Origin of the sequence: Rathayibacter sp. Leaf248 (assembly GCF_920939495.1) — a bacterium.
Taxonomy (GTDB): domain Bacteria; phylum Actinomycetota; class Actinomycetes; order Actinomycetales; family Microbacteriaceae; genus Rathayibacter; species Rathayibacter caricis.
In genome coordinates, this window is sequence record NZ_CAKLAV010000004.1 from 16,296 (window position 1) to 31,039 (window position 14,744).

Consider the following 14,744-nt stretch of genomic DNA (forward strand, 5'->3'; position numbering starts at 1 on the left):
CTGAGCATCGCCGTCACCAGCCGATACAGCGATCGGGTTGGCGGGGCACAATGAGTGCTTGTGGCGACGCGGCGATTGACGGACCGGATCCTGGATCTCGACACGCTGGAGGTGCTCGAGCGCATCGCCGAGGCGGGCTCGCTCTCCCGCGCTGCCGAAGCCCTCGGCGTCACCCAGCAGGCCGTCTCGGCGCGTCTGCGGGTCGCGGAGCGCGCCATCGGGCAGCCGCTCGTGCGCCGCTCTCCGACCGGGTCCCTGATGACCGACGCGGGCCGGCTCGTGCTCGAGCTGGCCGGCCCGGTCCTCGAGGCGTCCCGCCGCCTCGAGGCGGGCGCGGCAGCACTGCGACAGCCGACCGGCTCACTGGTTCTCGCGGCGTCGCAGACCATCGCCGAACTGCTGCTCCCACGCTGGCTCCTCGAATTCCGACAGCGCACACCCGAGGTGAGTGTGCAGCTGATCGCCGGCAATTCAGCCACGGTCACAGAGCTCGTGAGATCCGGTGCCGCGCAACTCGGATTCGTCGAGACACCAGCGTCCACGGCCACGCTCTCCTCTGACGTGGTCACGGAGGACGAACTCGCTGTCGTCGTGGCACCCGACCACCCCTGGGCACGCGCGGCGAGTATCAGCGCCGAGGACTTGGCCGGCACCGCACTGCTGACACGAGAGGAAGGCTCCGGCACCCGGACGACCCTCGAAGCATGGCTCCACGACGCCGGGCTCGCACTCACGACTCCCGCCGCGATCCTTGAAACGACGGCGATCATCCGAGCGAACGCCCGCGCCGGCATCGCGCCCGCAGTCATGAGCATCCTCACCGTCGAAACAGATCTCGCCGCGCGCTCACTGATACGAGTGCCCCTCCGCGGACCAGCACTCGTGCGACCCCTCCGCGCCATCTGGTCCGATCGCATCGGGTCGTCCGCGGCGGCGTTCCTGGAGATCGCGCACGAGATGCGCTGACCGGTGCACGGCTCGTCGCAACGCCGATCACGCCAGCGGCCGTGTCTGCTCGAGCTGGAAGGCGGTTTTCCGCCTTAGCAACCGGAGGGCGCAGTGCAACCAGCTTGTTCAATGGGGGCAGGGATGACGGGTCTGCAGCCCGTGGTCCTCAGATCGTGGATGGTCTCGCTCTAGTGCAACCTGTCGGCTCTTGTGGCCTGGCTTCCTGCGGGCGCGCGGGCCATCCACGATCTCTTGGCGGCGTGGCTCGAGAGAGGCCTGGATGCGTTCTGGAAGCTGGTTTGCCCTCCGCCAAACCCATTGAATGGACTGAGCTGGAGGGCACGACATGTCGACGACGATCATTGGTATCGACCCGCACAAAGAGAGCTGGACAGCGGTAGCTGTCGGCCCTCGCGGTGAACGGATCGGCGCCGTGCGGGCGCCGGTAACGAGCGCCGGCTACCGGCAACTCCGGCGGTTCGCGGCCCGTTTCCCCGAGCCTGTCTGGGCGATTGAGGGCGCCTATGGTCTCGGAGCACCACTGGCGGCGATGCTGACCGAGGACGGAGTCACCGCATGGGACGTCCCCGCGAAACTCGCCGCACGAGTGCGGGTCCTCTCCACCGGCCACAGCCGGAAGACCGACGAGGACGACGCCCTCTCGGTCGCGGTCGCCGCCACGACGTCCAGCAAGCTGCGAACCGTGCAGGTCGACGCGGCCTCCACGGAGCTGAAGCTGCTCACCGAGCATCGCGACGACCTCGTGCGCACCCGTACCCAGACCATCAACCGGCTCCACGCCATCATGACGTTGCTGGTCGTCGGAGGAGCGCCTCGCAGGCTGACCGCAGACATAGCGGCTGCCCTGCTGCGCCGAGTCCGCTCGACCGAGAGCATGACCACAACACGCCGGCTCATCGCGGTCGACCTCGTCGCGGAGATCCGCCGTCTCGACAAGCGGATCTCCACCGCGACTGGACACATCCTCGAGCGGGTCAATGCGACGGAGTCCACCCTCACCGTTGTTCCCGGGATCGGGCAGCTCACCGCGGGGAAGATCCTCGCCCGCACCGGCCCCGTCACCCGATTCGCTACCGAGGCCCACTTCGCCGCTTATGCCGGCGTCGCACCTCGCGAGGTGTCTTCAGGCGACGTCGTGCGGCACCGCCTCTCCCGAAGCGGCGACCGGCAACTGAACTACGCCCTCCACGTGATCGCGCTCACCCAGGTCAGCATGAAAACCAGCCCCGGCCGAGTCTTCTACGAGCGCAAACGCGCCGAGGGCAAGGGCAGCAAGGAAGCGCTCCGCGCCCTGAAACGGCGCCTGGCAACGGTCGTGTTCCGCATCCTCGTCGCCGACCACCTACGCGCAGCGGTGGGTCCGGCGGGACAACCAGGAACGACGCTTCAATCCAGCGCGGCCGGCTCACATCCCAACGCCGACTCTTCGGATAAGTCACTCACCGAACCCACCTCAACAGAGCCTATCCACGTCGCCGCTTGACCAGAGAGGCGCCCGGAGGGCGGCGGGTGGAGAGAGTTTCGGCGCGAAATAAGGGAGCGCAGCGACCGCGTGCCGAAAGTCTCGGAGGAGCCGGTGGCGCAGCCACTTGAACGGAGCCCGTAGGTAGCTACGACCGCAGCGAAGCGGAGGGAGCCGCGAAGGCTTCACGGCAAAAAGCGTGAGCCCACCGGGCGAACTAGGGCGGCCGGCGCAGCCGGGCGGGCCTCTGGGCGGCGCTCCGTCGCCGCTGCGCGAGTGCAGCTCGCGCCCCGGAACGGGACACCGGGGAGTGTGAGGGGGCCGCCCCTCACGGGCCGGCCCGGAGGCCGGCCCTCGCCCGATCAGCTCGCGGCGGCCGTCTCCGTGGCTGCCTCGCGGGCCGCGTCGAGTTCGGCGGCGGTGCGGTGCCCCTGGACGTCGGCGTAGGCGACTTTGTAGGGGCGGGTCCCGTCGTTCCAGTCGAGGGCGACGGTCACGCTCTTGGGGTTCACGCGGGTCACGACGTGCCAGCCGAACCGGTGCTTGATCGCGTCGCCCTTGGCGATCGTCTCGCGGCTGTGGATCGTGACCTGTCCCGCAGCGGCCTGCGCCTCGCGGACGTCCGACCAGTAGTCGCGCTGGTCTTCGAGCTGCGCGCGCTGGGTGAGCAGTCGCTCCCGGTAGGCGCCGGTCGCAGGGGCGGTCGTCTCGATGTAGCCACCGCCGAAGTTGTGGGAGCTGCCCTCTATCTTCCGCGTGTAACCGCGAATCTCGGTGTCGAGGCGGTCGATGCGGCGGGCGACCATTCCGGGGGCGTAGCGGTGTTCGGTGGTGTGGGAGGCGACGTCGGCGCGGGCGCGGGCGCGGATGGCCTCGCGGTCGGCCTCGACGCTGCGACCCATCGCGTTGTGGGCCTTCTCGATCGCGTTACGGTGCCGCGTCTCGGAGTGGTGGCCGATCTTGATCGGCTCGCCACCCTCCGGGAGCCGATCGAACGCGCGGCGCGCGGCCGCGTCGGCGGTGTCGGCGTCCGCGGCGCGGCGGTCGGCCTTCGCGTCGAGCGCGTCGACCCGGGCCGCCTGGCGCTCGATAGTCGCCGCCTCCGCCTCCGCGGTCGAGCGGAACGTCTCGTCGGCCTCGATGGTGACCTCGTGTCCCGCGTCGCGCAGGGCGGTCGCGGCGCGGTTGATGGTCCACCACTTCGGGAGGCGGTCGCGGGACTGCGGGACGTACCAGGCGCCGATGGAGCGGCCCCAGCGCCAGCCGGACGCCTTGAGGATCTCGGCGGTGCCGTCGCCGCGACTGGTGCCCTCGATGAGGGTTCCGGCTTCGGGGGTGTGGGTGATGGTGAGCATGTCGGTTCTCCTTCTCGGTTCGGGGGTTCAGTCGTTGTCGCGGTAGTCGGCGGGCGTCTCGCTGCGGTCGTGCAGCGCGTAGGCGGCCGGGTACAGGTCGAGCGCTCGCGCGACGTCGACCGGGACGACGACGTAGGCGCCGGAGGCCATGTAGCCGACGCGATCCGCGGGCACCGCCTCCACGGGCTCGAAGTGCTGCAACGTCACCCCGGGAAGCCCCGCGCGGCCCTCACGGGTGACCAGGTGCACGGCCGGGGTCTGCTCGGTCACCGGGTCGCGGCCACCGGCGCCGACGATCACCACCTGACGGGCGGTCCGGCTGATGCCCTCCGCCCCGGGTCCGTGGTACTCGCTCTTGATGACCTCGGTACGGGTGCCGCGCTGCTCACTCATGGTGTGTCTCCCTCTGGCTGATCGTTTTTCTTTGCCTCTCCGGCGGGGAAAACCGTTTGAGTGGAGGCGGCGGAGTGACGCCGATCACGAGCGATGTGAGGGAGCGCAGCGACCGCGTTCGGGATCGGTGGCACGCAGCCGGTGGAGCGAAATAGGTTGAAACCGCGGAGAGGTGAAGAAAACGCAGGGGAACGGGCCGCGCAGCGGCCTCCCTCCCCCGGCCTCGCCGGTGCCGCGTCTAGCGGCCCCCGGAACGGGTAGAGGAAGAGTGCGAGCTGCTGACGGGCGCCGCCGGCAGTGGGTCTAGCGGCTTCGGTCGCCGCGGTCCGGCGCCTGCGCCGGCGTCGTGGGGAAGCTGCGGGTAACGGTCGCTCGTGCTTGCGCGAGGGCCGTGTCGATCAGGGGTTCTCCAAACGCGGTGCGCGACTTGTCGACATCGAGCGTGCGCGGCTGTCCCTTGGCGGGCGTGCTGTAGCGGCGGTAGCGCATGACGGTCGGTCCGGTGTCGGCCAGTCGCTCGGCGGCGACCTCGGGGAGGGAACGTCCGTCCGGTCCTGCGTAGACACCGCGGGCGTACTCGCTGGGCACCCATCGGCCGCCGAGCTCGTCGGCCCCGTCGAGGGCGCGTTCGTAGGACTGCTGCCAGCGGCCGGCGATCCGCGACTCCGACAGCTCGAACGGGACCTCCACGTCGATGACCTCGACGCTGTAGCCGACGGACCCGAGTCGCTGCCCCAGCTCGACGGCCTTCTCGGGCGAGGAGAGCACGGTGTCGATCACGACGTTCAGCCCGTCCCGCACCGCTTCGTTGCGGACGCGGATCGCGAGCTGAGAAGACTCCTCGTGCACGAGGGAGGCCAGCTCGAGCGGGAAGAACCGCTCCCCCGCCGCCTCGGCGGCGCGGACCTCGGGCGGCATGATCGCGCGGTCGTAGCTGCCGTCCTTGATCGCCTCGGTGAGCAGGGCCCGCTTGAACTCGTCCGCGTCGACGGTGATCCACGCGCCGCGGTCGGCGCCGAGCACATCCGCGAGGACGGTCGACTTCCCGGCCCCGGGCGGGCCAGCGAGGATGATCGCCTTCCGCTCCGCACGGACGTCAGGGAACTCATCGCGGTAGGCGGCGACCAGGCGGTCGTGCAGCTCCCGGCGCGCAGCGCGCGGCCGGTCCACGCCGTCAGGTTCGCGGACGAACCAGTCGCGGTTGTTGACCGTCGCCCGCTCGCTGGCAGGGCTCAGCGGGCCGCCGGCCCGAGCCCACTCACGCACCGTCTCGCGGTGCGCGGCGATCGCTGACGAGTCCTCGCCCGTCACCGACCTTGCTCGCTGTAGCGGATCAGGATCTCGTCGTACATCTCCGCGTCGATCAGGTGCTCACTGAACGCGCGCCCGACGTCCTCGAACTCCCCCGCATCCGCGGTCGTCCAGTCGAAGCCGTCGCTGGGCGAGCCGGGCCGGTAAGACCAGCGGCCGAGCTCATCGATGGTCTGCTCGCGCGTCAGCTCGCCCGCGTCGTAGCGCTGGGCGATTTCGTACGTGGTGGCGCCGGAGAACCCGGGGCGCACGTCCGGCACGGCGGCCGCGGACTTCAAGGCGCTGTTGACGGAGGGCTGGGAGATACCGATCAGGCGCGCGAGCTGCGTCTGTGTCGTGTCCTGCGCGGCGCGGCGCAGCTCCCGGAGGTACGACACTCTCGTCACGACCTGACGGCTGCGCAGCCGGCGAACGGTATCCCCATCGGGCCTCTGAGCGATCGACATAGCAACCACCTCCTATAGAACAGTCTATCTCAGGGGCTTGCGGGTCAATAGGGGTCAGCGGGCGTGCGCGGTCGCCAGCTCTCCCCAGTGGGTCGTAGCGCGCAGTGAGAGCGCTTCGCGCTTCATCGTCCACACCGGCCCCTTACGGATCCCCGCGAGGCCCAGGCCGACCGCGGAGCGGCCGTGACGCTTCGTCACGGCGTCGATCGTGGCGCCCAGGCCCTTGGAGTCGAACGCCGTATCAAACACGTCGAGGAAGGCATGTGAGTCCTTCGGGGACAGGTTCGTGAGGATGACCCCGGCCCGCACGTAGCGGGCGCCCTCGCGCAGGCGCGGGCGCAGCGTCCCGATCGCGGCCTTCACGATGCCCACCGGGTCATCGGTGGGCACGGGGAAGCCGGCGAGGCCGCCGGCGGACTCGTACGGCGCGTCCGCAAAGGGCGACGTCGACGCGAACACGCTCATCGTCTTCGTGACGGACTCCTGCGCGCGGAGACGGTGGGCGGCGCGCTGCGCGTAGACGGAGAGCACCTGCTCCATGTCCGCGATCGTCGTCACCGGAGTGGCGAACGAGCGGGAGAAGATCAGCTGGTCGCGGACGGTGCGGGCGGGTTCGAGCGGGATGCAGTCGATGCCGCGCAGCTCGTAGACGGAACGCTGCAGGACCACGGAGAACTTCTTGCGGATGAGCGCGGGGTCCGCGTCGCGGAGGTCGCGGATGGTGTGGATGTTCAGCTCCGCGAGGCGCTTGCCGGTGCGGCCGGCGACGCCCCACAGCTCAGTGACGTGCTGGGAGGCCATGAGCGCGTCGAGCTGCGCCGGGGTGTACCAGTCGGTGTCGCAGACGCCGCCCAGGCGCGGGTGCTTCTTCGCTCCGCCCTTGTTGACGAACTTCGCGAGGGTCTTGCTCGGCCCGAACCCGACGCACACGGGCAGTCCGACGTTCTTGGCGACGGCAGTGCGCATCGCGCGCCCCATCTTCGCTCTCTCCCCCACATCGCCATCGACGCCGAGGAAGCTCTCATCGATCGAGTAGACCTCCTGCCAGGCCGAGTACCGGCCGAGCAGTTCCATCACGCGGGCGGACAGCTCGCCGTACAGCTCGTAGTTGCTCGAGCGGGCGATGACCTCCGGAAGACGGCCCGCTCGGATCAGGGGTTCGATCTTGAACCAGGGGGTGCCGTTCTCGATGCCGAGCTGCTTCACCTCGTCGGAGCGGGCGACCACACATCCGTCGTTGTTCGAGAGGACGACGACGGGCCGGCCGGCGAGTTTGGGGTCGAACAGCCGCTCGCAGGAGACGTAGAAGGAGTTCACGTCGACCAGGCCGATGCGCCGCTCAGAGCGCACGGTGCAGCCGGTGGAGACAGACCGTGACGACGCCCCACACCTGGAGGTCGCTCAGCTCGGGCACGAGGATCGGCGGGTACTCCGGGTTCTCCGCCCGCAGCACCACTCCCCTAGCGGTCAGCTCGAGCCGCTTGACGGTCAGCTCGCCGTCGAGAATCGCGATGACGACGCTGCCGTGGGTCGGTGTGATCGACCGGTCGACCACGAGCTCGTCGCCGTCGCTGATGCCGGCGCCGACCATGCTCTCGCCCGAGACGCGGACGATGAAGGTCGACGTCTTGTCCCGGATCAGGTGATCGTTGAGGTCGAGGGAGCCGTCGAAGTAGTCCTGTGCCGGCGACGGGAATCCGGCCGCCACCGAGTCACTGGTGACGAGGAAGGCGACGGAAACGGCCTCCACGGCCGGAGTCACGATGCGATCTACAACGGTCACGCTCATTCTCGGCCCCTTCCCTCGTCGCATCGAACATATGTTCGAATGCGTCCGAGTGTAGGTCGGCTCCACCGACACGCGCTCCCAGTCCGTGCCCTGAGCGGGATCCAGCCCTCGTTACCGGGCGCGTCCTACCTAGATACCTATATAGGTATCTAGGTAGCTTGCTAGGTGGATAGCTAGCCATATAGATTGGCGCCATGCAGACGATGATGATCTACAGCGAGAGCGGCGGTGCGACAAAGAGCACCACCGCCGTCTCCCTGGCGATGGTGGCGGCCGAAGAGGGGCGGCAGGTGATCCTGATCGACCTGGATCCACGAGGCGCGACCACTAAGTGGCTCGACGCGCAGCCCGTCGACGTCGGGCTCGACGTCGGAGCGATCCTGGGCAACGCAGACCCGAGGGGATGGGCGGATGAGCTCGCCGTGCCTTCGCCCTTCCACGCGAACCTTCGAGTGATCCCGTCCGATCGCAGCGTGAGCGCACGCGAGACGGACGATCCCGGAGAAGTCGGGCACCGCTTGGCGGACTCGCTCGAGGATGTGCCTGCGGACCTCGTGATCATCGACTGCCCGAACCGCCAGGGCGGGTCGCTGATCTACAACGCCCTGACGGCGGCGGAGTCAGTGATCTACGCCGCCACGCCCACCGCTGACGGTGTGGACGGATTCATTGGGGCACAGGAGAGTGTGCGCCGCTACAACGACCTCAGCGACCGCGCAGCGGTCGAGGAGGCCGGGATTATCGTCGGCGGATACAAGGAGACGATCACGCCGCGGGAGGCCACGCACAGCATCGAGCAGATGCGAGAGACGGGGCTTCTCCTGACTCCGCTCGTCCCGCACCGGACCATCGTCGGAGAGGTCCGGTACTCGCACGACTGGTACGGAAATTTCCGCAAGGGCGCACCTGTTGCCGCCGCATACCGCGAACTCGCACGAAAGGTCATTCGATGACGAACGAAGATCGCCCCGCCAGCCTCCCACGACGAGCGCAGCCGGCGCCCGACCGCAGCGACCCGATCACGTCGAGGCCGCGCCCGGCTCCGGCCCCTGCATCGGCGCCGATCACATCGTCCCGGACCACGGTCGGCGCAGCGTCCGCCCGACCTCGGAAGGAGCCCACGGAGGTTCTGCACGCGGACATCGCCGCTGAGCTGTCCTACTACGTCGAGGACTTGCGCGCCGCGACCGGTCGCACGAAACGCAGCATTGTGGAGGCGGCGCTGAGTGAGTACCGCGAACGGAACCCACTCGGTTAAACGCCTGATCTCGAGATAGCCAGATACCTATATAGGTATCTGGCTATCTCCCTTCATACGTCAAAGCGTGGTGCTGCACCAGGAGCGCACGGCAGCCTCGAACCGGTCCGAGTCTGCATTCCACTCGAGCGCGTGCCCGGCAGGGTCTGTGGCGACCAGGGTGGCGTTCTGGTGCTCGTCAGTGAAAGCGCGGCTGTTTCGGAAGGGCGTCGTGCGGTCACCCTCTGAGTGGATCAGGAGGGCGGGAACGGGGAGCGGTGCGTTTACTCCAGTCCAGTCGAGTGAGTCGAAGTTGAGGACGACGGGGGAGCCGAGGACACGGCTGAGAATCGGCGCGCTGAGTGCCGCTATGGCGGCCGCGGCGACGAGGCGGGGGACTCCGGCGTTCGCGGCGCTGTAGAGCACGCTGCTGCGCCAACTGAGCACGGGGGAGACGAGGATCAGGCCGATGATGCTCGATCGGTGAGACGAGCTCGTAGCGAGGCGCAGGGCGATGGAGGCACCGCTGGACCATCCGACGAGGAGGATGCGTTGCGCCCCCTGCGCGATCGCGAGAGCGATCGCCGCGTCGACGTCCGGCCATTCGGTCTGTCCGAGCGTGAAAGCTCCGAGCGGCGCTGAGGGGCCTTCCCCGTCGCCACGGAAGGACGGGACCAGTGACGTGTACCCAGTGCCCCTGAGGGCGTGAACGGTGCGGAAGGCGGCGTCTCGACCCGACAGGCTGCCGTGGATGTGGATCGCCCAGGTGCGAGCGGCGTCGCCGTCGCCGGGGAAGAGCCAGGCGGGCGCGTGGCCAAGCTCGGTGCGGACGGGGATCTCGCGGACGCGCGGGTCAAGTTCTCGAGCGCTCGCGAAGACGTTCCCGATGGGTCGGCTCAGAGAACCGGGGGCGGGGGAGGGCTGGTCGACGTCGAGGGTGAGGTGGCGTTCGATGCCCTCCTCTCCGGTTCGGAGGATCGGACCGAGCACGGCATGGCGGGTCTCTTCGTCGTAGAGCAGCCCGAGCGTGCCGGCCTGATTCGTGATCGGCGTGGAGCCGAGGACGATCTGATCGGGCGCCGGCACGGCGAGGACCGGCGTGGGCCGGCTGCGCTGGGGGCGGATGACACGCCGCGCCACGGTCGCGACGACGGCCGCGCCTGCGGCGCCGACGACAGCGGCAGGGATCGCGCCCCAGAACGCTCCCACGGGCCTACGCGGCCTTCTGGAAGCCGCCGCCGATCACCCGTGGGGTGAAGGCCCGATCGGGAGCGATGAGGGCGCGCACGCACGCCACCGAAGCCCGTTCGGCAGTGGTGGAGGGGACGTCCCCTCGGACCTCGGCGTTCTTGGTGAGCACGAGAAGCTGTTGAGCGTGTGCGATCAACCGGCGATCGCTGAGGTAGGTGGTGATTGCCGGACGCTTGATCAGGCCGTGTCGGACGGCTGTTTTAGATGCCCGCGCGACGACGAGCCGGCGCCGGATGGGCATGACGACCGCCGTCCATCCGATACCCAACATGATGATGAGCAAACCGAGGAAGAAGGGAATCTCGGCGGCATTCCAGGCGGAGTAGCGGAAGGCGTCTCCGCCGTAGCCGAAGTGCGACGCGGTGAGGAAGGCGATTTCGATCAAGCACCCGATCGTGGTGACGGCGAATCCGGTGATGAATACGAGCTGGACGCCGCGCCAGTTCTGGCGAGCGTTGTGGATCGAGGAGACGGAGAGCCACACGAGGGTCGCCATGTAGGCCGATCCGTAGAGCCAGACCGCGGTCTGGTCGAGGCGGTCGATGATGAAGTCGACGCTGGTCTGACCGCGATCGCGGATCAGCAGGAACGGCACGATGTAGGAGCCGAACATGACCGCGAGGCCCCAGCGGCTGCCGACGCGGCCTTCTCCGCCGGCACGACGTCCGAGCGCTTCACGGAAGAACCAGAATGCCGACGTCGCCGCGAGGTCGCGAACGAGGGTGATGACGTTGGTGCCGCCGAGCAGCGCGTCGTAGGTGAAGAAGGGGATCGGGAACCCATAGGTGGAGAGCGCGACGGCGCCGCTGACCGTCGCCCAGAATGCGGGGCGCGCTGCGGGCTTCGCTGCGGCGCGGGGAACCCGGACAAGCACCAGCGCAATGAGAAGCGCTAGGCATACCTGCTGGATCATCCGAAATACGTTTCTTCGCTCGTCCGATTAAGTGTCTGGATACGGCGGACCATCGCGAAAGCTACTTCCTCGATGGCAATCTCCGCCTTCGCTTCCGCGCTGTCCGGGTCGTCCGTCGGAGCGCAGAGATGCGTGGCCCCGTGCCGGCGGTTCGGGTGGATCAGTCGCGGGATGTGCTCACTGAACCAGGCGTCCGGAGCGTAGACGAAGAGGATGTGCGCCAGCTCATGGCAGGCGTTCTGGCTCTGGTAGTGCAGCTCGTCGCTCTCGCGGCAGACGACGGTGCCGAACTCGGCCGTGTCGATCCAGAGGCCGGTGACGGACTTCAAGTCGGCGCTGGCGGAGGCGATCAGATAGATCGGCTTGCCGTAGACCTTCTCGACGGAGGCTTGCAGATCGTCCCAGGTCGCGGCGTCCGGGAGCCCGAGCCTGGCCACGAACTCGTCGGCGGCCTGCACGATCGATCCGCTGCGGCCCTGGCCGTTACGGCGGAGCATCCGCCACCGGCCGCGACCACGTTCCGTGGAGTCTGACGGCATCGATGGACTCCGTTCACGCCTGGCCGGGAGAAGCTCATCTACTTTAGACCGGCAATCCGGGGGGAACGGGACGGAACGGCCCTGCGAGACGCTAGCGACGCAGCTCGGTGACAATCTCGGTGACGACCGCGGCGATGCCGCGCAGCTCGTCTGGTGCGATCGCGCCGAGCGAGCGAGCGGCGACGCGCTCGATGCCGAGGCTGCGCATCGCGCCGTCGAACCCCAAGCGCGCCTCAACAGCTTCGACTAGCTGAGGGTCATCGCGGAGAAGGTAATCGGGATCGACGTCGAGCGCTTCTGCGACGGCGAAGAGCACTTCGACGCGAGGGGCAGAAGGGAGTTGCCCGGCCATGAGCTGGCCCCATTCCTGGCTGTCGATCGAGGCCCCGCTGAGCAGCAGGATCTCGGAGATTTTGATGCGGGAGGTCGAGGCATCAAGGCCTCGCGAATTGAAGACCAGGGAGAGACGACGAGCCAGCTCAGCGGGACGCAGAGCACTGGTCTCTTCGCCCGGAGCGGTATCTCCACCTGTGACGTAGCTGACCAGTTCCTTAAAGGCTACCCGGCCCCGAAGCTGCTTCACGAGTGCGTCCAGATCGGCGTTCGTAGCGTGCACGAGAGCCAGGAGTACGGGGACAGGCATGTCCCGCTCGCCCTTGATGTAGCGAAGCACGGTCCGGTAGGGAAGGCCGGCCCGCTCGGATGCGGCCTTCACGTTGAAACCGGCGTCGTAGATGGCGCTCTTGACGGCCTCACCGATTGCGGCATTGACGCTCGTTGAGTCCACCTCCACACCACGATCCTAGGTCGGCGACGGTCGCCGTGCCGTCAGTGTAGGCAGTCAGTGTCCCATTTGGGCACTTCCGAGTGTCCAAACGGGCATTTCTGAGCTAGATTGAGGGTATGGCGATGAGGGGAACCCACCTGATGAGGGACACGAAGCAGCGCACCAAAGCGCAGCTCGGCGGCATGATCGCTGCGGCGGTGGCGTTCACCATGACCGGATGCTCGGCCCCTGCCGCTGCACCGGCACCCGCGTCGACGTCGAGCGCACCAACCTCGACGTCTCAGACACCTTCGGCCTCTGGCCTCCCCTCTGATGCCGCCACCGACGCAGGGGCGTCGGCTGCGGATCCGGCACCCGTGGACGCCGAGCCGGTCCCCGAGCCCGGAGTCGAGAACGACGCGCTCGCCCTTGCCGTAGCAGCAGTGATGGCCTTCTGCCGTCCCGCGCTGGACTACGACACCTGGATCAGCGAGTTGTATCCCTTCCTGACGCAGCAGGCGGCTGTGGCCTACGAGACGGTCGACCCCGCCAACGTCCCGTGCACAGTCCTCACCGGTGACGCGCGCGTCCGCGACGGAGACGGCACCTTCACCATTCGCGTGCTCGTCCCCACCGACGCCGGGGACTACTCGGTCTACGCGCACCGCACCCTCGAGACGGGCCCGTGGGCCGTCGAGCAGATCACACCCCTGGCATCGGAGTAGCTCGGTGCAGAAGGGGGGACTGGGGGTGCTGGCAGCGGTCATGGTGCCGGTGCTGGCGATCGCGATGTTGTTGTGGGTGCTGTTCTTTGGCGGCTCCGCCGCCGCGGCCTGCCTGCCTGGCGGGGGACCGGTCAACGCCTCCGCGATTCCTGCGGATGCGAAGGTCGGTGCCTACGGACACGACCAGCTCGTGAACGCCGCGCTGATCGTGAACGCGGGCGCGGCGAAGGGCCTCGGCGCCGATGGGCAGACGCTCGGCGTGCAGACGGCGATCGGGGAGTCCTCGCTGGTGAACATCAGCTACGGGGACGGTGCGATCAACCCGGACGGGTCGGTCGCTGACTCGATCGGCCTGTTCCAGCAGCAGTCGAGCTGGGGCACCGTCGAGCAGCGCATGGACCCCGCGACCTCGGCCGGCTTCTTCTACGACCGCCTCGTGAAGGTCGAGGGCTGGCAGGCGATGGAGCCCTCCATCGCGATCAACAAGGTGCAGCGCAACGCCGACCCGAACCACTACACGAAGTACCGCGCCGACGCCGTGGCGATCATGACCTACCTCAACAGCCTCGGCAGCAGCACGACCGCACCTACGGCGACCGCCGCCCCGGTCAGCGCCCCGTCGACGCCGACCGGCACCGCACCGGCGACTCCTGCGCCGGTCGGTGGATGCGTCGCCGTCTCCGGTGACGCACAGGCCCTCGCCGCCGGGCTCGTCACGGCGATGGAGGAGGGCCGGCTGCGCCTGCTCGAGGACCGCTACGCGCAGCAGATCCGCGACATGGCCGCGGGGACCGCCAAAGAGAACTGCGGCATCGACGTGCGGATCCTCCAGGTGATCACGATCGCGCTGAACACGTTCGGGAAGGTCGGCGTCTCCGACCTCAACCGCCAATGCACCGGCTCCCTCCTCGGCGCCGGCACCGGCTCGTCCCACTGGATCAACGGTGGCGGCCACGCTGTCGACTTCTTCTCCTTCGACGGGACCGCCACGACCGGCTGCGACCCCAACGCTCTCAAGCTCCTCGACGTCCTCGACCCCCAGGTCCCGGCGGGCTCGCGCGCCGGGCAGATCCAATGCCGCTCGACCAGCTACGAGCACATCACCCAGTTCACCGACACCCCGAATCACCTGCACTTCGATGTCGGATTCGCTGACGGCCCGCTCATCACGGCCTGACGCCCACCAGCTTCACCGGCGCGTCCGCGGCGGTGATCACCCAGAAATACGAAACGGAGCACATCGTGTCTGTTCTTCTCGCAGCAACCGACATCCTCACCACCGCGGGCGCCCTCGGCGCCGTCGTGCCGGACCCGGGCCCCGGCGGCATGCCCCCCGGATTCGAGGCCTTCACCACCGTCATGGGCTGGGCCAAGTGGGTCGGCCTCGGCGTCGCCGTCGTCGGCCTGATCATCCTCGGCGTCACCATGACCGTCTCCGCCCGCCGCGGCGAAGGCGGCGAGATCGGCGGCTGGCTCGGACGCCTGCTCGTCGGCGTGATCATCGTGTCCGCCGCGTTCACGATCGTCGGCTTCCTCATGGGCGCGTAGCGTCCGGAGGAAACCGACCGCACCACCAACGAAAGGCACG

Annotated in this window: 16 protein-coding genes; 6 read left to right on the top strand and 10 right to left on the bottom strand. The window is 68.5% G+C overall.

The annotated features are described in order from the left end of the window. Positions 1-60 precede the first annotated feature (60 nt). Positions 61-966: a LysR family transcriptional regulator gene (locus LRG51_RS19105; protein ID WP_173235914.1), complete on the top strand. Its 906-nt coding sequence runs from the start codon at positions 61-63 to the stop codon at positions 964-966. Between the two features lie 328 nt (positions 967-1,294). Continuing rightward, positions 1,295-2,452 carry an IS110 family transposase gene (locus LRG51_RS19110; RefSeq protein WP_104308586.1) on the top strand — a complete coding sequence of 386 codons (1,158 nt, stop codon included), beginning with the start codon at positions 1,295-1,297 and terminating at the stop codon, positions 2,450-2,452. A gap of 341 nt (positions 2,453-2,793) precedes the next feature. On the opposite strand, the gene LRG51_RS19115 is transcribed toward LRG51_RS19110, so the two are convergent. The 6 genes from LRG51_RS19115 to LRG51_RS19140 form a co-directional block, all read right to left on the bottom strand. After that, the gene (locus LRG51_RS19115) at positions 2,794-3,786 is read right to left on the bottom strand and encodes a DUF3560 domain-containing protein (RefSeq protein ID WP_230674227.1); all 993 of its coding nucleotides are present in this window, start codon (positions 3,784-3,786) and stop codon (positions 2,794-2,796) included. Between the two features lie 27 nt (positions 3,787-3,813). Beyond that, positions 3,814-4,179 carry a hypothetical protein gene (locus LRG51_RS19120; protein WP_230674228.1) on the bottom strand — a complete coding sequence of 122 codons (366 nt, stop codon included), beginning with the start codon at positions 4,177-4,179 and terminating at the stop codon, positions 3,814-3,816. Between the two features lie 303 nt (positions 4,180-4,482). Then, complete coding sequence (locus tag LRG51_RS19125; protein WP_230674229.1) at positions 4,483-5,490, bottom strand: zeta toxin family protein; 1,008 nt, start codon at positions 5,488-5,490, stop codon at positions 4,483-4,485. After that, a complete protein-coding gene (locus LRG51_RS19130) occupies positions 5,487-5,936 on the bottom strand; it encodes a helix-turn-helix domain-containing protein (protein WP_104288573.1) in 450 nt (149 codons plus the stop codon). The genes LRG51_RS19125 and LRG51_RS19130 overlap by 4 nt, the downstream gene beginning before the upstream one ends. Before the next feature lie 54 nt (positions 5,937-5,990). Continuing rightward, positions 5,991-7,286: a Y-family DNA polymerase gene (locus LRG51_RS19135; RefSeq protein ID WP_230674230.1), complete on the bottom strand. Its 1,296-nt coding sequence runs from the start codon at positions 7,284-7,286 to the stop codon at positions 5,991-5,993. After that, positions 7,276-7,725: a LexA family protein gene (locus tag LRG51_RS19140; RefSeq protein ID WP_230674231.1), complete on the bottom strand. Its 450-nt coding sequence runs from the start codon at positions 7,723-7,725 to the stop codon at positions 7,276-7,278. Before LRG51_RS19140 ends, LRG51_RS19135 begins: the two co-directional genes overlap by 11 nt. Positions 7,726-7,919: 194 nt before the next feature. Here LRG51_RS19140 and LRG51_RS19145 point away from each other — a divergent pair, with 194 nt between their 5' ends. After that, positions 7,920-8,678, top strand: a complete 759-nt coding sequence (locus tag LRG51_RS19145; protein WP_230674232.1) for a ParA family protein — start codon at positions 7,920-7,922, stop codon at positions 8,676-8,678. Between the two features lie 365 nt (positions 8,679-9,043). Here the strand turns inward: LRG51_RS19145 and LRG51_RS19150 are convergent, their stop codons facing one another. The 4 genes from LRG51_RS19150 to LRG51_RS19165 all read right to left on the bottom strand — a co-directional run bounded on the left by LRG51_RS19150 (position 9,044) and on the right by LRG51_RS19165 (position 12,458). Continuing rightward, on the bottom strand, positions 9,044-10,171 hold the full coding sequence (locus tag LRG51_RS19150) for an alpha/beta hydrolase family protein (RefSeq protein ID WP_230674233.1): 1,128 nt from the start codon (positions 10,169-10,171) through the stop codon (positions 9,044-9,046). Between the two features lie 4 nt (positions 10,172-10,175). Next, positions 10,176-11,126: a hypothetical protein gene (locus LRG51_RS19155; RefSeq protein ID WP_230674234.1), complete on the bottom strand. Its 951-nt coding sequence runs from the start codon at positions 11,124-11,126 to the stop codon at positions 10,176-10,178. Next, positions 11,123-11,584, bottom strand: a complete 462-nt coding sequence (locus LRG51_RS19160) for a hypothetical protein (protein ID WP_230674235.1) — start codon at positions 11,582-11,584, stop codon at positions 11,123-11,125. Before LRG51_RS19160 ends, LRG51_RS19155 begins: the two co-directional genes overlap by 4 nt. Positions 11,585-11,756: 172 nt before the next feature. After that, on the bottom strand, positions 11,757-12,458 hold the full coding sequence (locus LRG51_RS19165) for a helix-turn-helix domain-containing protein (protein ID WP_230674236.1): 702 nt from the start codon (positions 12,456-12,458) through the stop codon (positions 11,757-11,759). A 350-nt stretch (positions 12,459-12,808) separates the two neighbouring features. On the opposite strand from LRG51_RS19165, the gene LRG51_RS19170 reads away from it, so the two are divergent. From LRG51_RS19170 to LRG51_RS19180, 3 genes are all read left to right on the top strand, one after another. Beyond that, positions 12,809-13,156, top strand: a complete 348-nt coding sequence (locus LRG51_RS19170; protein WP_230674237.1) for a hypothetical protein — start codon at positions 12,809-12,811, stop codon at positions 13,154-13,156. A 4-nt stretch (positions 13,157-13,160) separates the two neighbouring features. Continuing rightward, positions 13,161-14,333: a hypothetical protein gene (locus LRG51_RS19175; RefSeq protein WP_230674238.1), complete on the top strand. Its 1,173-nt coding sequence runs from the start codon at positions 13,161-13,163 to the stop codon at positions 14,331-14,333. 65 nt (positions 14,334-14,398) lie between these two features. Next, entirely contained in the window at positions 14,399-14,704 is a 306-nt protein-coding gene (locus LRG51_RS19180) for a hypothetical protein (RefSeq protein ID WP_230674239.1), read from the top strand. The last annotated feature ends 40 nt before the right edge of the window (positions 14,705-14,744 follow it).